Source organism: Streptomyces saintjeani, from assembly GCF_055409605.1.
Window position 1 is genome coordinate 2,481,980 of the sequence record NZ_CP189624.1, and the last position, 17,526, is coordinate 2,499,505.

General features: G+C 70.5%; 15 protein-coding genes. 1 reads left to right on the forward strand and 14 read right to left on the reverse strand.

Annotated elements, in window-relative coordinates; all coding sequences use genetic code 11:
• Window positions 1–33: 33 nt before the first annotated feature.
• The 14 genes from ACQCO7_RS11055 to rsmH all read right to left on the reverse strand — a co-directional run bounded on the left by ACQCO7_RS11055 (window position 34) and on the right by rsmH (window position 16,513).
• Complete coding sequence (locus ACQCO7_RS11055; RefSeq protein WP_010350400.1) at window positions 34–672, reverse strand: cell division protein SepF; 639 nt, start codon at window positions 670–672, stop codon at window positions 34–36.
• 129 nt (window positions 673–801) lie between these two features.
• On the reverse strand, window positions 802–1,521 hold the full coding sequence (locus ACQCO7_RS11060) for a YggS family pyridoxal phosphate-dependent enzyme (protein WP_464071656.1): 720 nt from the start codon (window positions 1,519–1,521) through the stop codon (window positions 802–804).
• A 6-nt stretch (window positions 1,522–1,527) separates the two neighbouring features.
• Window positions 1,528–2,256, reverse strand: coding sequence for a peptidoglycan editing factor PgeF (gene pgeF, locus ACQCO7_RS11065; RefSeq protein ID WP_464071657.1), 729 nt, complete (start codon window positions 2,254–2,256; stop codon window positions 1,528–1,530).
• Complete coding sequence (gene ftsZ / locus ACQCO7_RS11070; protein ID WP_464071658.1) at window positions 2,253–3,446, reverse strand: cell division protein FtsZ; 1,194 nt, start codon at window positions 3,444–3,446, stop codon at window positions 2,253–2,255. Before ftsZ ends, pgeF begins: the two co-directional genes overlap by 4 nt.
• Window positions 3,447–3,725: 279 nt before the next feature.
• A complete protein-coding gene (locus ACQCO7_RS11075; RefSeq protein ID WP_464071659.1) occupies window positions 3,726–4,526 on the reverse strand; it encodes a cell division protein FtsQ/DivIB in 801 nt (266 codons plus the stop codon).
• 24 nt (window positions 4,527–4,550) lie between these two features.
• On the reverse strand, window positions 4,551–5,639 hold the full coding sequence (murG, locus tag ACQCO7_RS11080) for an undecaprenyldiphospho-muramoylpentapeptide beta-N-acetylglucosaminyltransferase (protein WP_010350408.1): 1,089 nt from the start codon (window positions 5,637–5,639) through the stop codon (window positions 4,551–4,553).
• 6 nt (window positions 5,640–5,645) lie between these two features.
• Window positions 5,646–7,001 carry a putative lipid II flippase FtsW gene (ftsW, locus tag ACQCO7_RS11085; protein ID WP_464071660.1) on the reverse strand — a complete coding sequence of 452 codons (1,356 nt, stop codon included), beginning with the start codon at window positions 6,999–7,001 and terminating at the stop codon, window positions 5,646–5,648.
• Window positions 7,002–7,137: 136 nt separating this feature from the next.
• Window positions 7,138–8,547 carry a UDP-N-acetylmuramoyl-L-alanine--D-glutamate ligase gene (murD, locus tag ACQCO7_RS11090; RefSeq protein WP_464071661.1) on the reverse strand — a complete coding sequence of 470 codons (1,410 nt, stop codon included), beginning with the start codon at window positions 8,545–8,547 and terminating at the stop codon, window positions 7,138–7,140.
• A complete protein-coding gene (gene mraY / locus ACQCO7_RS11095) occupies window positions 8,529–9,599 on the reverse strand; it encodes a phospho-N-acetylmuramoyl-pentapeptide-transferase (protein ID WP_010350412.1) in 1,071 nt (356 codons plus the stop codon). Before mraY ends, murD begins: the two co-directional genes overlap by 19 nt.
• Complete coding sequence (locus ACQCO7_RS11100) at window positions 9,599–10,999, reverse strand: UDP-N-acetylmuramoyl-tripeptide--D-alanyl-D-alanine ligase (protein ID WP_464071662.1); 1,401 nt, start codon at window positions 10,997–10,999, stop codon at window positions 9,599–9,601. Before ACQCO7_RS11100 ends, mraY begins: the two co-directional genes overlap by 1 nt.
• Before the next feature lie 4 nt (window positions 11,000–11,003).
• Window positions 11,004–12,638, reverse strand: a complete 1,635-nt coding sequence (locus ACQCO7_RS11105) for a UDP-N-acetylmuramoyl-L-alanyl-D-glutamate--2,6-diaminopimelate ligase (protein WP_464071663.1) — start codon at window positions 12,636–12,638, stop codon at window positions 11,004–11,006.
• A 92-nt stretch (window positions 12,639–12,730) separates the two neighbouring features.
• Window positions 12,731–14,701: a peptidoglycan D,D-transpeptidase FtsI family protein gene (locus ACQCO7_RS11110; protein ID WP_464071664.1), complete on the reverse strand. Its 1,971-nt coding sequence runs from the start codon at window positions 14,699–14,701 to the stop codon at window positions 12,731–12,733.
• Between the two features lie 5 nt (window positions 14,702–14,706).
• Window positions 14,707–15,360: a cell division protein FtsL gene (ftsL, locus tag ACQCO7_RS11115; protein ID WP_464071665.1), complete on the reverse strand. Its 654-nt coding sequence runs from the start codon at window positions 15,358–15,360 to the stop codon at window positions 14,707–14,709.
• A gap of 196 nt (window positions 15,361–15,556) precedes the next feature.
• Window positions 15,557–16,513 (reverse strand): 16S rRNA (cytosine(1402)-N(4))-methyltransferase RsmH, encoded by a 957-nt coding sequence (rsmH, locus tag ACQCO7_RS11120; RefSeq protein WP_464071666.1) that lies wholly within the window; start codon window positions 16,511–16,513, stop codon window positions 15,557–15,559.
• 353 nt (window positions 16,514–16,866) lie between these two features.
• Here rsmH and ACQCO7_RS11125 point away from each other — a divergent pair, with 353 nt between their 5' ends.
• The gene (locus ACQCO7_RS11125; RefSeq protein ID WP_464071667.1) at window positions 16,867–17,418 is read left to right on the forward strand and encodes a beta-class carbonic anhydrase; all 552 of its coding nucleotides are present in this window, start codon (window positions 16,867–16,869) and stop codon (window positions 17,416–17,418) included.
• Window positions 17,419–17,526: the final 108 nt, after the last annotated feature.

Genomic DNA, 17,526 nt, shown 5'->3' on the forward strand with positions numbered 1-17,526 from the left:
TCTTGTCTTGCCGGGTAAATCCGGTGGTGCGTCTCAGCTCTGGTTGAAGAACCCGCCCTCTGCGATGCGGGCCTTGTCCTCCGCCGTGACATCGACGTTAGCAGGAGACAACAGGAACACTTTCTGTGTCACCCGCTCGATGCTGCCATGGAGACCGAACACCAGACCGGCGGCAAAGTCGACAAGTCGCTTCGCATCCGTGTCGTCCATCTCGGTGAGGTTCATGATCACCGGGGTGCCCTCACGGAAGTGTTCCCCGATGGTACGGGCCTCGTTGTAGGTCCGCGGGTGAAGCGTGGTGATCCGGTAAGGCTCTCGTTCGGACACGACCTTGGGCATGATCACCGGTGCGTTCTTCTCCAGGGACTGACGTTCTTGTGTGATGGACGCCACGGGCGCGATGCGCGCGGGACGTCCGGATTCCGCGGTCACCGCCGCCGCACGGACCACCGGCTCACGAGGGGCGGGGGGCTGGACGATTCGCACCTCTTCGTCCCTTTGGGACTGATGTGCGTTGTGCGACTGGTGCGACGGTTCGTGCCGCCGGTGGTCGCGCTCGGGTTCGTCCAGCTCGGGTTCGAAGTCGTCATCGGGGTCGAAGCCCCGGCCGTCGTACCCATCGTCCTCCACGAGGCCGAGGTAGACCGCCATCTTGCGCATCGCGCCGGCCATGCTCTGAGTCCTCCGCTCTGTGGTGGATCGGTTGACGACTGCCAAGTCCCGCGATCCACGTGGCCCTTGTGTCCGCCTCCTGGCGGGTAATGACCATATTTTCTACTGTGGTCCGACTTCCTGGCGACGTTACCCGAGCCGAGGACGGACTCCGAGTACCGCACTGCCGACGCGCACATGTGTCGCCCCGGCCGCCACGGCCTGCTCAAGGTCCGCACTCATCCCCGCTGACACCATGGTGGCAGCCGGATGACTTCGGCGCAGGTCGGTCGACAAATCCATCAACCGCTGAAACGCTGCCCGTTCACGCCCGGCATACTCACCGGTCAGCGGAGCGACGGTCATCAGACCGTCCAGCCGCACCCCCGGCGAGGCCGCGACGAGTGCGGCCAACTCCCCGATCCCGCCCGGCCCCACGCCCCCGCGCTCACCCCGGCCGCTCTCCCCCGCGTCCAGCGCGACCTGGATCAGGCACCCCACCTCGCGCCCGGCCTTCTCGGCCTGGCCGGACAGCGAGACGATGAGCCGGTCCCGGTCGACAGACTGTACGAAATCCGCGTAACCCACCACGGAACGCGCCTTGTTGGTCTGCAACTGCCCGACGAAGTGCCAGGTCAGCGGGAGGTCGGCGCACTCGGCGGCCTTGGGCGCCGCGTCCTGGTCCTTGTTCTCGGCGACATGGCGCACACCGAGTTCCGACAGCATCCGCACATCGCTCGCCGGGTAGGTCTTGGTGACGACGATCAGCGTCACCTCCGACCGGGCCCGCCCGGCATCCGCGCACGCGCGCGCGATGCGCTCCTCCACCTTCGCCAGATTCCCGGCGAGTTCGTCCTTACGGTCCGTCATGCCCCATCAGCCCAGCCAGACATATCCCGCGAGTCGCCCTGTGGCGCCGTCGCGACGGTACGAGAAGTGGTCGTGCGACTCCAGCGTGCACACCGGCGACTGCGCCCGGTCGCGCACCCCGAGCCGCTCCAACTGCGCGTGCACCCCGGCGGCGACGTCGACGGCGGGAGTGCCCCAACTCGTCTCGGCGTACGCCGCCGGTTCGAGCGCGGCGACGTCGGCGCGCAGGTCCGACGGCACCTCATAACACCGGCCGCAGACGGCGGGTCCGGTGCGGGCGACGATCCGGTCCGGCTCGGCGCCGAGTTCCGCCATCGCGCGTACGGCGGAGGCGACGACCCCCTTCACCATGCCGGGCCGGCCCGCGTGAGCGGCGGCGGCGACACCGGCGACCGGGTCGGCCAGCAGGACGGGGACGCAGTCGGCGGTGAGGACGGCGAGGGGGAGGCCGCGGCGGGCGGTGACGATCGCGTCGACCTCCGGGACCGGCCGCGCGCCCCAGGGTTCGGTGACGACCTCGGCGTCCGCGCCGTGCACCTGGTTCATCCAGACCACCTCGGCCGGGTCCAGCCCGAGCGACTTGGCGGCCAGTTCGCGGTTGGTCCGCACGGCGGCGGGGTCGTCGCCGACCGCGCCGCCCAGGTTGAGCTCCTCATACGGAGCGGCGCTCACCCCGCCCCACCGGTCGGTGAAGGCGAAGTGCGCGCCGCGCACGCTCTCGCGCTGTCCTATCACTTCAGGAAGTCCGGTACGTCCAGTTCCTCGGCGGCGCTGTCCGAGTACGTCCGCGACGGCGGGACCGGCGGGTTCAGCGGGGGCAGGTCGGCGACCGGCTCCGGAGCGGGCTCCGGGGCCTCCTTCGGCGTCACGCTGCCGAGCGAGCCGAAGGACGGGCGGGACTCGGGCCGGCCGGCCGGCGCGGGCTCCTCGCGGCGGGTGGAGGCCGAGCCGATCACGTTGTCGCGGCGGGCCGGGGGCTGGCCGCCGTCGAAGCCGGCCGCGATGACCGTGACGCGGACCTCGTCGCCGAGGGCGTCGTCGATGACGGCGCCGAAGATGATGTTCGCCTCGGGGTGGGCGGCCTCGGAGACCAGCTGGGCGGCCTCGTTGATCTCGAACAGGCCGAGGTCGGAGCCACCGGAGATGGAGAGCAGGACACCGCGGGCACCGTCGATGGAGGCTTCGAGGAGCGGCGAGGAGATGGCCATCTCGGCGGCGGCCACCGCGCGGTCGTCGCCGCGGGCCGAGCCGATGCCCATGAGCGCCGAACCGGCCTCGGACATCACGGACTTGACGTCGGCGAAGTCGAGGTTGATCAGGCCCGGGGTGGTGATGAGGTCGGTGATGCCCTGGACACCGGAGAGCAGGACCTGGTCGGCCGACTTGAAGGCGTCGAGGACGGAGACCTGGCGGTCCGAGATGGACAGCAGCCGGTCGTTGGGGATGACGATGAGGGTGTCGACCTCTTCGCGCAGCTCCGCGATGCCGTCCTCGGCCTGGTTGGCGCGTCGGCGGCCCTCGAAGGTGAACGGGCGGGTGACCACGCCGATGGTGAGGGCGCCCAGGTTGCGCGCGATGTTGGCGACGACGGGTGCGCCGCCGGTGCCGGTGCCGCCGCCCTCGCCGGCCGTCACGAAGACCATGTCGGCCCCCTTGAGGACCTCCTCGATCTCCTCGCGGTGGTCCTCGGCGGCCTTGCGGCCGACGGCCGGGTTGGCGCCTGCGCCCAGTCCTCGGGTGAGTTCGCGGCCGACGTCCAGTTTGACGTCGGCGTCGCTCATCAACAGCGCCTGCGCGTCGGTGTTGATCGCGATGAACTCGACGCCCTTGAGACCGACTTCGATCATCCGGTTGATGGCATTGACACCACCGCCGCCGACACCGATGACCTTGATGACTGCGAGGTAGTTCTGCGGTGCTGCCACGTCGAAGGCCTCTCGCCTCGAATTACGTTGTCGTCGTTGCCCGGTTGTCCGAACCCCGCCGACGGATGCCGAATGGGACGGTCCGTAGCGCCGACCCGAACCCTAACGCTGAAGTTTAGGGTTACCAGTGTGTCTGTTCCTTGGAGTCTTCCGAACAGGACACTAAGTCGACAAGTGGCGCCCGTTCAACGAACACGCCGAACCTCCCGTTTTTCTTTTCACCCTATGTGATCAGCCATGTCGCTGCCCAACCAGGGTGCTGGCCTGCGCATATGTGCGTCAACTCCCCGATGACGCAGGGGCGGTGGGGACGCTCACGTCGAAGTGCCGGGCGTCCGGCGCGGCTTTCATGAGAGCACTGAGCGTACGGGCTTTCGCCGCGCCCTTCTCGGCGCTCCCCCAGGCGACGGTGCGACCATCCGTCAGGTCGAGTGAAATATCGTCGTACGAGCGAACTTTGACGGTTTTTGTGGTTTTCAGCACGCCGGCCGGAAGGCTGCCGGCCGTGCGGACGGCTTCGCGGACGAGGCGGTCCTCGCCGAAGCGGCGCAGACTAGCGGCGGTCGAACCGGAGTTCGCGAGGGAGAGCTCCAACAGGGGCGCCCCCTTCGGGGGTTGAGGGACCGTCGCGAACCGTACGCCCTCGTCGTCGACCTCGGTGTAGCCGGAGCCGTGCCGGATCAGCAGGACCGGGGTCCGCTCGGTGACCTCGACCGTGACTCCGTGTGGCCACGAACGGGCCACGTCCACCTCGCCGATGCGCGGCAGCGCCCGCCGCAGACGTGACGCGATCTCGTCGGTGTCGATCGACACCAGCGGTGTGTCCAGCGGGACTTGAGCCGCGTCCTGGACCTGCTCCGGCGTCAGGACGTCCGTACCCGACACCGAGACGTCCTCGACGCGCAGCCACGGGGAGCCGTACAACACCCAGACGCCGCCCGCCCCGAGGAGGACGGCGGCGACGGCGGCGACGGCGATCACGCGGAGCCTGCGCGGGCCCAGGCGGCGGACGAGGGGCGGGCCGGGGGGTCCCTGCCGACGTTCCGTACCGCGCTCGACGGTGGAGGGTCCTCCGGCCACGCTGCCTGACCTTTCTCGATACGCCTAACGGCGCGAGGCGATCGCCTCGTACACCATGCGGACGAGCAGGTCGTCCGCGTCGCGGCGGCCGAACTCGCTGGCCGCGCGCGACATCTCGTACAGCCGGTGCGGGTCGGCGAGGACGGGCAGGACGGTCTCCCGGACCCATTCCGGTGTCAGTTCCGCGTCGTCGACCAGCAGTCCGCCGCCGGCCTTGACCACCGGCTGGGCGTTCAGCCGCTGTTCGCCGTTGCCGATGGGCAACGGGACGTAGGCGGCCGGGAGTCCGACGGCGGAGAGCTCGGCGACGGTCATCGCGCCCGCGCGGCAGAGCATCATGTCGGCCGCGGCGTACGCGAGGTCCATCCGGTCCAGGTAACTTACCGGGATGTACGGGGGCATTCCCGGCATCTGCTGCACGTGCGGCAGTTCGTTCTTCGGGCCGACCGCGTGCAGGATCTGGATCCCGGCCTGCTGGAGCCAGGGCGCGACCTGCTGGACGACCTCGTTGAGCCGCCGGGCGCCCTGCGAGCCGCCGGAGACCAGCAGCGTCGGCAGGTTCGGGTCGAGGCCGAACATGTGGCGCGCCTCGGGGCGGGCCGCGGCGCGGTCCAGGGTGGAGATGGAGCGGCGCAGCGGGATGCCGATGTAGCGGGCGTCCCTGAGCTTGCTGTCGGGCGTGGAGACGGCGACCTGGGCGGCGTACCGGGAGCCGATCTTGTTGGCGAGGCCGGGGCGCGCGTTGGCCTCGTGGATGACGATCGGCACGCCGAGGCGTTTGGCGGCCAGGTAGCCGGGCAGGGCGACGTACCCGCCGAAGCCGACCACGCAGTCCGCCTTGGTGCGCTCCAGGATCTGCTCGGCCGCCTTGATGGTGCCGCGCAGCCGGCCCGGGACGGTGATCAGCTCCGGAGTGGGCTTGCGGGGCAGCGGTACGGCCGGGATCAGCGCGAGTTCGTAACCCCGCTGCGGGACGAGCTTGGTCTCCAGGCCGCGCTCCGTCCCCAGGGCCGTGATGCCCACGGTCGGGTCCTGCCTGCGCAGCGCGTCCGCGAGGGCGAGCGCGGGCTCGATGTGGCCGGCGGTCCCTCCGCCTGCGAGTACGACATGCACCGAAATTCACCGCTCTCCGGACGTACGTGCCGGGGCACGCCGTCGCATCGTGTTCCATCTCCGGGGTTCCCGAGGGCCCCCGCCCCGCTTTCTGGCAGAACGGGTCTGCCGCATCGCAAGCGCCGCCCGCGCAGCGGGATCCTCACGCGCGAACGCGATCAGCAGCCCGATGGCGAACATGGTCGGCAGCAGGGCCGACCCCCCGTAGGAGAACAGCGGGAGGGGGACACCGGCGATCGGCAGCAGGCCGAGCACCGCACCGATGTTGATCACGGCCTGGGCCATGATCCAGGTGGTCACGCCTCCCGCGGCATACCTGACGAAGGGGTCCTCCGTGCGTCCGGCCACGCGGATACCCGCATAGCCTAGAGCCGCGAAGAGGGCGAGGACCGACAGCGTCCCCGCGAGGCCCAGTTCCTCACCGGTGACGGCGAAGATGAAGTCGGTGTGAGCTTCGGGGAGTTGGCCCCATTTCTCCACACTCGCACCGAGGCCGGAACCGAAGATGCCGCCCGACGCGAGGGCGTAGATGCCGTGCACCGCCTGCCAGCAGTCGACCGGTCCCGCCTTGGGGTCCGTCGCGCCGATGCACTGGAGGCGGGCCATGCGGTTGGCGCTCGTCTTGATCAGGATGAACCCGATCAGGGCGGCCACCGACAACACCCCCACGAACATCCGCGTCGGCGCACCCGCGAGCCACAACAGGCCGAACAGCACAGCCGTCAGGATGATCGCCGTGCCCATGTCCCCGCCCAGCATGATGAGTCCGAGCAGCATGAACGCGACCGGGACAAGGGGGACGAGCATGTGCTTCCACTGCGCGAGCAGCTTCTTGTCCTGCTTGCGGGCGAGCAGATCGGCGCCCCACAGCACGAGCGCCAGCTTCCCGAACTCGCTCGGCTGGATCTGGAACGACCCCCCGAGCGAGATCCAGTTCTGGTTCCCGTTGACGGCCATCCCTATCCCCGGCACCTGTACGAGCGCCATCATGAACACGGCGCCCGCGAGGATCGGGTACGCCAGCGCCCGGTGCAGCTTCACGGGCATCCGCGAGGCCGCCACCAGCAGCAACGCCCCGATGGACGCGGCGAGAAACTGCTTCCGGAAGAAGAAGGTCCCCGGCAGCGACTGCTGCAACGCGGTGATCTGGGACGCGGAGTACACCATCACGAGCCCGAGGACGGTGATGAGCAGACTCCCGCCGAGGATCAGGTAGTAGGCGGTGAGGGGGCGGTCCCAGGCTTTGCGGGCGCGGGTGTGGAGGCGGATGAGGGGGTTGTCACGCTTGTTGTGGGGAGGCCGAACGACGGGCCTCCGCACGACCTTCTGGACAGGAGCCCGCCCGGTGCGACTGCTAACCACGGCGAGCACCCCCATCTTTCAGGGGCGCGGGACTCTGACATTTGCGGCTCCGCCGCGTGGGCGCGCCCAGCCCCCACGACCCGCAGCCGAAGAACGACCGAGTCACGCGTCCCTCCAAGTCTCCTGGAGAACGCCATCAGCCGATCTCGCGAACGGCCTCCGCGAACGCGTCCCCACGCTGGTTGTAATTGGTGAACATGTCCATCGAGGCACAGGCCGGCGCCAGAAGCACGGTGTCGCCCGCGGCAGCGAGACGCTGGGCCTCCCGCACCGCCTGGAGCATCGCCCCAGTGTCGGTCCGGTCGAGGTCCACGACCGGTACCTCCGGGGCGTGTCGCGCGAGGGCCTCCCGGATGAGCGCACGGTCCGCGCCGAACAGGACGACGCCACGCAGCCGTTCGGCGGAGCCGGCCACCAACTCGTCGAAGGCGGCGCCTTTCGCGAGCCCCCCGGCGATCCACACGATCGACTCGTACGCGGCCAACGACGCCTGCGCGGCGTGTGTGTTGGTCGCCTTGGAGTCGTCGACGTAGGAGACCCCGGCCACGTCGGCCACATGGGCGATGCGGTGCGCGTCCGGCGTGAACGCGCGCAGCCCGTCACGGACCGCCTTGGCGGGAACGCCGTACGCGCGCGCGAGGGCGGCGGCGGCGAGGGCGTTGGCGATATTGTGCGGGGCCGGCGGGTTGACGTCCGCGACCTCGGCGAGTTCCTGCGCGTTCTGGTGCCGGTTCTCGACGAACGCCCGGTCGACGAGGATGCCCTCGACGACGCCGAGCTGGGAGGGGCCCGGCGTACCGAGGGTGAAGCCGATCGCGCGGCAGCCCTCCTCGACGTCCGCCTCGCGCACCAGGTCCTCGGTGGCCTTGTCGGCGGCGTTGTAGACGCAGGCGACCTGGTTGCCCTCGTACACGCGGCCCTTGTCGGCGGCGTACGCCTCCATGGAGCCGTGCCAGTCGAGGTGGTCCGGGGCGAGGTTGAGGACGGCGGCGGAGTGGGCGCGCAGGGAGGGCGCCCAGTGGAGCTGGTAGCTGGAGAGCTCGACGGCGAGGACGTCGTAGTCGCCGTTCACCGCGTCCAGCAGGGAGACGCCGATGTTGCCGACGGCGGCCGTACGCAGCCCGGCGGCCGTGAGGATGGACGCCAGCATCTGGGTGGTGGTCGTCTTGCCGTTGGTGCCGGTGACGCACAGCCAGGGCGGTGCGTCCGGGCCGCGCAGGCGCCAGGCGAGTTCGACGTCGCCCCAGATCTCGACGCCGGCCGCGCGGGCCGCCGTGAAGAGGGGCTTGTCGGGCTGCCAGCCCGGCGCCGTGACGACGAGGTCGGTGCCGTCCGGCAGGGTGGCGCCGTCGCCGAGGCGGACGGTGACGCCGAGTTCCCTCAGGCCGGCCGCCTGCGCGCGGGCGCGGTCGTCGTCGCCGTCGTTGACGACGGTGACCTCCGCGCCGAGTCCGCGCAGCACCGTGGCCGCCGGGACGCCGGAGACGCCGAGTCCGGCGACGGTGACGTGCTTGCCCTGCCAGTCGGTCACTTGTCCGCTGCCCATCCCGCGTAGAAGAGGCCGAGTCCGACGATGACGCAGATGCCCTGGATGATCCAGAAGCGGACCACGATCAGGACCTCGGACCAGCCCTTGAGTTCGAAGTGGTGCTGGAGCGGCGCCATGCGGAAGACGCGTTTGCCGGTGAGGCGGAACGAGCCGACCTGGATGACGACCGACATGGTGATGAGGACGAACAGGCCGCCCATGAGGGCCACGAGCAGCTCCGTGCGGGAGCAGATCGCGAGGCCGGTCAGCACGCCGCCGAGGGCCAGCGAGCCGGTGTCGCCCATGAAGATCTTCGCCGGGGAGGTGTTCCACCACAGGAAGCCGAGGCAGGCTCCCATCAGCGCCGCCGACACCACGGCGAGGTCGAGGGGATCTCGTACCTCGAAGCAGGCGTTGGGGTTGGTGAGCGTCTCGCCGTTGGCGCAGGACTCCTGGTACTGCCAGACGCCGATGAACGTGTACGCGCCGAAGACCAGCACGGACGCGCCGGTGGCGAGGCCGTCCAGACCGTCCGTCAGGTTCACGCCGTTGGACATGGCCAGGATCATGAACAGCGCCCACACCACGAACAGGACGGGTCCGATGGACCAGCCGAAGTCCGTGATGAAGGACAGTTTCGTGGACGCGGGCGTATTGCCTCTGTTGTCCGCGAACTGCAAGGACAGCACCGCGAATCCGATGCCGACGATGAGCTGTCCGGCCATCTTCGCCTTGGCCCGCAGACCGAGCGAACGGCGCTTGACGATCTTGATGTAGTCGTCCAGGAAGCCGACCAGACCCATGCCGACCATCAGGCCGAGCACCAGCAGGCCCGAGTACGTCGGGGGCTTGCCGGCGATGATCTTCGCGCCGAAGTAGGCGGCGACCGTCGCGAGGATGAACGCGATACCGCCCATGGTCGGCGTACCGCGCTTGCTGGCGTGCCCGCGCGGGCCGTCGTCACGGATGTACTGGCCGTACCCCTTGCGCGCCAGCAGCTTGATCAGCAGCGGGGTGCCGACCAGCGACAGGAACAGACCAATGACTCCCGCGAACAGGACCTGTTTCATCATCGGGCGGAAACCTCGCCCTCAGCGGCGAGCAGCGCCTCGGCGACACTCTCCAGACCGACCGATCGGGACGCCTTCACGAGTACGACGTCCCCCGGGCGCAACTCGCTGCGCAACAGGTCGACAGCCGCCTGTGCGTCGGACACGTGCACCGACTCCTCACCCCACGAACCCTCGTTGTATGCGCCCAGTTGCAGCCAGGCGGCCTCCCGGCCGCCGACCGCGACGAGCTTGCCGACATTGAGCCGGACGGCGAGCCGTCCGACCGCGTCGTGCTCGGCGAGCGCCTCGTCCCCGAGCTCGGCCATCTTGCCGAGCACCGCCCAGGTCCGCCGCCCCTTGCCCATGGCCACGAGCGCGCGCAGGGCCGCTCGCATGGACTCGGGGTTCGCGTTGTAGGCGTCGTTGACGATCGTCACGCCGTCCGGGCGCTCGGTGACCTCCATCCGCCAGCGGGAGAGGGTGCCCGCCCCGGAGAGCGCCTCAGCGATCTCCCTTGCGGACATGCCCAGCTCATGGGCGACGGCGGCGGCGGCGAGCGCGTTCGACACGTGGTGCTCACCGTACAGGCGCATGGTCACGTCACTCGCACCGGAGGGTGTGCGAAGCCTGAAGGAGGGCTGTCCGCTGTCCGTGAGTCGCACGTTCTCGGCGCGTACGTCCGCTTCGTCGCTCTCGCCGAAAAGGACCACCTTCGCCGTCGTACGGGAGGCCATGGCCCGGACCAAGGGGTCGTCGGCGTTCAAGATGGCTGCGCCGTCAGCGGGCAGGCTCTCCACGAGTTCGCCCTTGGCCTGCGCGATCTGCTCACGGCCGCCGAACTCGCCGATGTGGGCGGTGCCGACGTTGAGGACGAGGCCGATCTTCGGGGGCGTCAGTTCGGCGAGGTACTTGATGTGACCGATGCCTCGCGCGCCCATCTCCAGGACGAGGAACCGGGTGTCCTGGGAGGCGCTCAGCGCGGTCAGCGGCAGCCCGATCTCGTTGTTGAGCGAGCCCGGCGTGTACACGGTCGGCGCATGGCTGGAGAGCACCTGGGCGATGAGGTCCTTGGTGCTGGTCTTGCCCGCCGAGCCGGTCAGCGCGACGAGGGTCGCGCCCAACTGCCGTACGACGTGCCGGGCGAGGGCGCCGAGCGCCGTCTGGACGTCGTCCACGACGATCGCGGGCGCGTCCACCGGCCGGGACGCCAGGACGGCGACCGCGCCCGCGTCGACGACCTGGCGCGCGTAGTCGTGGCCGTCGACGCGTTCACCGACGAAGGCGACGAAGAGGCTGCCGGGGCCGGCCTCGCGGGAGTCGCGGACGACGGGTCCGGTGACGCGCGCGGACGGATCCGGTATGGCGTGAATCTGCCCGCCGACGACTTCAGCGATCTCGGCGAGGGAGAGGGCGATCACAAGTTCATCCCTGGGTCTTCTGGATAGCTTCGCGAAGCACCTGGCGGTCGTCGAAGGGACGGATCACGCCGGCGATGTCCTGGCCCTGCTCGTGGCCCTTCCCCGCGACCAGCACGGTGTCCCCCGCGTGCGCGCGGCCCACGGCCGCCTCGATCGCGGCGGCCCGGTCCTCGAACAGCAGCACCTCGCCGCGCTCGTGCGCGGGCACGGAGGCCGCGCCGTCGAGCATCGCGGTGAGGATCGCGAGGGGGTCCTCGGAGCGGGGGTTGTCGGAGGTCAGTACGGCCGTGTCGGCGAGCCGGGCCGCCGCGGCGCCCATCGGGGCGCGCTTGGTGACGTCCCGGTCGCCGCCGCAGCCGAGCACGATGTGCAGCCGCCCCTTGGTGACCTTGCGCAGCGCCTTGAGCACCGACTCGACGGCGTCCGTCTTGTGCGCGTAGTCGACGACCGCGAGGTACGGCTGTCCCGCGTCCACCCGCTCCAGGCGCCCCGGCACGCCGGGCACCCCGGCGACGCCCTCGGCGGCGGCGTGCGGGTCGATCCCGGCCTCGGCGAGCGCGACGATCGCGGCGAGGCTGTTGGCCACGTTGAACGGGCCGGCGATCGGGGACCTGGCGGCGATCCGCGTCCCGTCGGGGGCGACGACCGTGAAGTGCGAGTCCATCGCGCCGATGTGGACGTCCACCGCGCGCCAGTCGGCGTCCGGGTCGCCCTCGGCGGAGAACGTGACGACCGGGACCTCGGCCTCGGCGGCGAGCCTGCGGCCGTACGCGTCGTCGTAGTTGACGACCCCTCGCCTGCTGCGCGCCGCCGTGAACAGGGTGGCCTTGGCCCGGAAGTAGTCCTCCATGTCGGAGTGGAACTCCATGTGTTCCGGGCTGAGGTTGTTGAAGACGGCGACGTCGAAGACCACGCCGTCGACCCTTCCGAGGGACAGGGCGTGGCTGGAGACCTCCATGGCGACCGACTCGACGCCGCGCTCGCGCATGACCGCGAAGAGGGCCTGGAGGTCGGTGGCCTCGGGGGTGGTGCGCTCCGACTTGATCTGCTCGTCGCCGATGCGGGTCTCCACCGTGCCGATGAGGCCGGCGGGGCTCTTCAGGCCGCCCTCGACGAGGTAGGCGGTGGTGGTCTTGCCGGAGGTGCCGGTGATGCCGATCTTCAGCAGGGCCTCGGCCGGACGGCCGTAGACGTCGGCGGCCAGTTCGCCCATCCGCGCGCGCGGGTCGTCGACGACCAGGACCGGGAGGCCGGTCGCGGCGGCGCGGTCGGCGCCCGCCGGGTCGGTGAGGACGGCCGCGGCGCCCTGGGCGGCGGCCTGGGCGACGAAGTCGGCGCCGTGCGTGCGCTCGCCCGCGCGGGCGACGTACAGGTCACCGGGGCGGACGGCGCGCGAGTCGTGGGTGATGCCCGTGACCTCGGCAGCGCCCTCGGCTGTTGTGTGTTGCCGCCGCGCGCCCAGCCGGTCGGCGAGGTCCGCGAGGGGTGTCGCGGTGACCTGTCGCGGCCGGGGTGTCTGGTGGTTTCGGGACTGATCAGCGTGTGGCACGGCGGTGAGCGTACCGGGCCGAGCCGCTCCGGAGCGAAGCGAGGACGGGGGCGGGGGGTGGTTCCCCGGGTCGGGAGTGATCATGGTCACGGGCTGGTTCCTGGCTGTTCGGCGCTGAACGGGAGGGACGGGGTCTTCGCGGGGTTCTCGGGGGTTCATGGCGTTCGTGGCGTTCACGGGGTTCATGGGGTGAACGTCACCGGCAGGTTGGCGGGCTTCGCTCCCGTCGGCGGGACCTGGAGGGTCTTCAGGGCGAACTCCATGACCTGCTTGAAGATCGGTCCGCAGATCTGGCCGCCGAAGTAGCTGCCTTTCGTCGCGTTCTGGATGGCGCAGTAGACGGTGACCCGTGGGTTGTCGGCGGGCGCGAAGCCCGCGAAGGAGGACGTGTACCCCTTGTACGTACCGGTGACGGGATCGACTCGGTTGGCGGTGCCGGTCTTCCCGGCGACGCGGTAGCCGGGGATGCGGGCCTTGGCACCGGTGCCCTCCCGGTCGTCGACCACGGACTCCAGCATCTGGCTCAGCGTCCTGGCGGTCTTCTCGCTGACGACCCGTGAGGTCTGGGGCGCGGGCGCGGGGGTGAACCGGCCGTCGGGGCCCTCGGTGCCGCGCACGAGCGTCGGTTCGACGCGTACGCCGCCGTTGGCGATCGTCGAGTACACGGAGGCCGCCTGGAGGGCGCTGACGGACATGCCCTGGCCGAAGGGGATCGTGTACTGCTGCGAGGTCGACCAGTCGGCGGCCGGCGCGAGGATGCCGCGCGTCTCGCCGGGGAAGCCGAGCCCGGTGGGCTGTCCCACGCCGAACCTGCGCAGGTAGGAGTAGAGGGCCTGGTTCGCCTCGGGCTGGGTCTTGCCGAGCTGTCCGGTGGCGAGGATGGTGCCGATGTTGGACGACTTGGCGAGGACGCCGTTGAGGGTGAGGTACCAGGTCGGGTGGTCGATGTCGTCCTGGAAGAGCCGGTCGCCGCGGTGCAGCCGGTTGGGGACGGTGACCTTGGTCAGCGGCGTCGCCGCGTTCTCCTCCAGGACCGCCGCCATCGAGACGACCTTCGCGGTGGAACCGGGTTCGTAGGCGTCCTGGACGGCCGCGTTGCCCATGTTCGCCGAGGTCGCCGAGGACAGGTCGTTCGGGTCGAAGCCCGGGGAGTTGGCCATGGCGAGGATCTCGCCGGTGCGCGTGTCCTGGACGATGACGTAGCCCCGGTCCGCCTTCGACTTCTGGACCTGCTCGGTGATCGCGTTCTGCGCGGCCCACTGGATGTCCCGGTCGATGGTCAGCTCGACGTCGGAACCGGGTACGGCGGGCGTCTCCGTCGACCCTGCCGTCGGCACCTGCCGCCCGCCGGACTGGGCGTACCGGATCTTGCCGTCCTTGCCCGCGAGGAGCTTGTTCAGCTGCTGTTCGACGCCGCCCCCGCCGACGCCCTCCGCGTTGACCCAGCCCAGTATCCCGGCGGCGAGGTCGCCGTTGGGGTACACGCGCTTGCTGCTGGGGACCGCGAAGACGCCGCCCAGGACGTTCACGGCCGTCTTGTCGGTGCTGGCCTTGCCCGCGAGGGTCGCCCTCAGGTCGCGGATCTGCTTCCAGACCTGCGGGGTCTGACGGGACGCCAGCTTCGCGTACCGGGACGCCGAGTTTTTCGGCCTCAGCTTCTTGACCAGGTCGGCCTGGTCCTGGCCGAGGATCGGCGCGAGGAGCGCGGCGGCCTGTTCGGGGCCGTCGTCGATCTTCAGCTCCTTCGCCGAGAACATCGTCGGATCGGCGGTGATGTCGTACGCGTCCTCGCTGGTCGCCAGGGCGACGCCGCTGCGGTCGGTGATCTCGCCGCGCTCGGCCGCGAGCACCTGTCCGACGTAGCGGTTCTGCTCGGCCTTCGCGGTGTACGTGCTCGCGTCGACCGCCTGCACCTGGAGGAGGCGGACGACGAAGGCGCTCAGGACGAGGCCGAGGGCCAGGCCGACCAGCCGCAGGCGGGGCCTCGGGCTGCCGAGGCGCAGGGTCTTGCCGGCTGCCGGGGGGCGGGGGGGCGCGGGGCGCCGTACGGGGGGTCGGGCGGCGCTCTGTCCCGGCCTGCGCTGGGCGCCCTGTGCGGGGCGGGGGGGCCGGGCGGGGCCGGGGACTCGGCGGGGCGGTTCCCTGTCGGACACTTCCGTCACCTGCCGGGGGTTGTGGGGGCGGAGGGCTGGGCGGGGGGCTGAGCTGTCCGGTTCGGGACGCTTGTGGTGGTGCCGGTCTGGCCGGACGGGGCTGACTGGAGCGGTCGGCCGGGCTGGTTCGCCTGATTCGCCTGGGTGCCGGGGGCCTGGCTCTGGCCGGTGGGGAGTTGGCCGGCCGGGAGCCCGCCTGTCGCGTTCTGGTTCGCCGCGTCCTGGTTCGCCGCGTTCTGGTTCGTCTGCGACAGCGTGATCGCCTCGGGGGGCTGTACGGATTCACGCGCGTGTGCCCCGGAGGGCTGCGCGGCGGCCGAGGGGGAGCCCTTGACGGTGCCGTCGGGCTGGAGGAAGGCGGGGTCGCCGCCGGGGACCATGCCGAGTTCGCGGGCGCGCTTCTGGAGGGCGTCGGGCGCCGAGTATGAGTCGATGTCCCGCTGGAGCGCCTGCTGTTCGTCGGTGAGGCTCTTGGTCTCCTTCTGGAGGTCGTCCATCCGGAACGAGCCCTCGCTGAGCGCGGAGTTGAGCACCAGCAGGCCGATCAGTCCGCCGCCCAGCAGGACGACGACCAGCAGCACGAACGGTGTCCGCCCGGCCTGCGCACCGCCTCCGGCCGGCAGCAGCCCGGCCAGTCGTCCCTTGAGTCCCGTTCTCATAGCGCCTCCACCCAGTAGGACGTCCGAAGCCTCCGCGAAGATGCACGAACCGGCCCGAGTCGCTCAGATGTGTGAATCGGCCTGTCCCGGGAACTCCGCGCGGCCCTCGCGCGTCCCGTCGCGGACCCACCCGACTCCCCGTCAGGACGCGGGACGCCCACGGGCGGTCGGCCGACCGCCACGGTCCCTGACCGGCTCACTCCACGTCCTCCCTGATGCGCTCGGCGCCCCGCAGCCGCGCGGGGGCGGCCCGGCGGTTCTCGGCGATCTCTTCCTCGGTGGGAAGTTCGGCACCGCGCGTGAGCAGCTTGAGCCGGGGCTGGTAGCGCTCGGGCACGATCGGCAGCCCGGGCGGCGCGGTGTTGGCGGCGCCGGCCACGAACACCTGCTTGACCAGGCGGTCTTCGAGGGAGTGGTACGACAGGACGGCGATCCGCCCGCCCACGGCCAGCGACTTGACGGCCGCCGGGATCGCCCGCTCCAGCACCGACAGCTCGCCGTTGACCTCGATGCGCAGCGCCTGGAAGGTCCGCTTGGCGGGGTTCCCGCCGGTCCGCATCGCCGCCTGCGGCAGCGCGCCCCGGATCACCTCGACGAGCCGCGCGCTGTTGGTGAACGGCTCCTTCTCGCGCTCGCGTACGACGGCCGAGACGATCCGCTTGGCCTGCTTCTCCTCGCCGTACGCGCGCAGGATGCGCACCAGCTCCCCGCCGGGATACGTGTTGAGGACCTCGGCGGCGCTGATGCCGGTCGTCTGGTCCATACGCATGTCGAGGGGCGCGTCCTGCGCGTAGGCGAAGCCGCGATCGGCCTCGTCGAGCTGCATGGAGGAGACGCCGAGGTCGAAGAGGACGCCCTGTACGCGCGGGCGGCCGAGGCGTTCGAGGACGTCGGGGAGTTCGTCGTACACGGCGTGGACGAGGGTCGCGCGCTCGCCGAAGGGGGCGAGGCGCTCGCCGGACAGGCGCAGGGCCTCCTTGTCGCGGTCGAGGGCGACGAGGTGGGCCTCGGGGAAGCGCTCCAGGAGGGCCTCGCTGTGTCCGCCGAGTCCGAGCGTGCAGTCGACGACGACCGCTCCCGGCTCCTGAAGCGCTGGTGCCAGCATGTCCAGGCACCGGTGGAGCATCACGGGGACGTGTCGGCTGTTGCTCAAGGGGCCCTCTCAGTTACCGGCGGGGCCCGTACGTACGCGCCGCGCACGCGGGGAGACCACGAGCGGCCGGGCCGGGGTCCCACGGGGAAGTTTCTCGGGTTCGAGTCGGCAGGGAGAGCCTCCGCTGCCGCGCCTCCCGCTTCGCGTCACTTTAGTCCACGCTGTCTCACGGTCAATCAACCGGCCTGCGCGTCGCGGACCCACGCGCGCGTGGGTCCGCGTACCGCGAGAAATCACCCTTTGGGCCCCCACCCGCTCACCCTTGTGGCTTACCTCACACCGAGGGTGCGATGACCCTCATTTTCCCTTCTCACAACGGGACCGGAACGCGGGTGACCAGTACCGTTACAGATATGACGACTTCCGCATCCGTATCGGCAGACTCCGAAGGCGCCATACCTCACGGCGGCACGGTCACCGACCGGCTGGTACAGGCGAACAAGAGCTATGCCTCAGCGTTCACCGACCCGGGCATGGACGCCCGCCCCGTCCTGCGTGTCGCGGTCGTGGCCTGCATGGACGCCCGTCTCGACCTGCACTCCGCGCTCGGCCTCGAACTGGGCGACTGCCACACGATCCGCAACGCGGGCGGTGTGGTCACCGACGACGTGATCCGCTCGCTCACCATCAGCCAGCGCAAGCTGGGCACCAGCTCGATCGTCCTGATCCACCACACCGGCTGCGGCCTGGAGCAGATCACCGAGGAATTCCGCACCGAGCTGGAGGACGAGGTCGGCCAGCGCCCCGCGTGGGCGGTGGAGGCGTTCCGGGACGTCGACCAGGACGTCCGGCAGTCCATGCAGCGGGTGCGCACGTCTCCGTTCCTGTTGCACGCCGACGATGTGCGAGGCTTCGTCTTCGACGTGAAGACGGGTCTGCTGCGCGAGATCGACCCGGCCCGATAGGGCGAGTACGGGGTCCCCGCCCTGTCAACTTCCTGTCACCATTACCGGCAAAAGCCGCAGACCAGGACACATCTCCGGCAGTTATCCACAGCCGAGTGACACGAATCG

Coding starts and splice junctions, on each gene's coding strand:
- ACQCO7_RS11060 (WP_464071656.1), bottom strand. CDS start 1,521: ATGACGGACCGTAAGGACGAACTCGCCGGGAATCTGGCGAAGGTGGAG.
- murD (WP_464071661.1), bottom strand. CDS start 8,547: ATGGGCAGCGGACAAGTGACCGACTGGCAGGGCAAGCACGTCACCGTC.
- ACQCO7_RS11055 (WP_010350400.1), bottom strand. CDS start 672: ATGGCCGGCGCGATGCGCAAGATGGCGGTCTACCTCGGCCTCGTGGAG.
- mraY (WP_010350412.1), bottom strand. CDS start 9,599: ATGAAACAGGTCCTGTTCGCGGGAGTCATTGGTCTGTTCCTGTCGCTG.
- ftsL (WP_464071665.1), bottom strand. CDS start 15,360: ATGAGAACGGGACTCAAGGGACGACTGGCCGGGCTGCTGCCGGCCGGA.
- ACQCO7_RS11125 (WP_464071667.1), top strand. CDS start 16,867: ATGACGACTTCCGCATCCGTATCGGCAGACTCCGAAGGCGCCATACCT.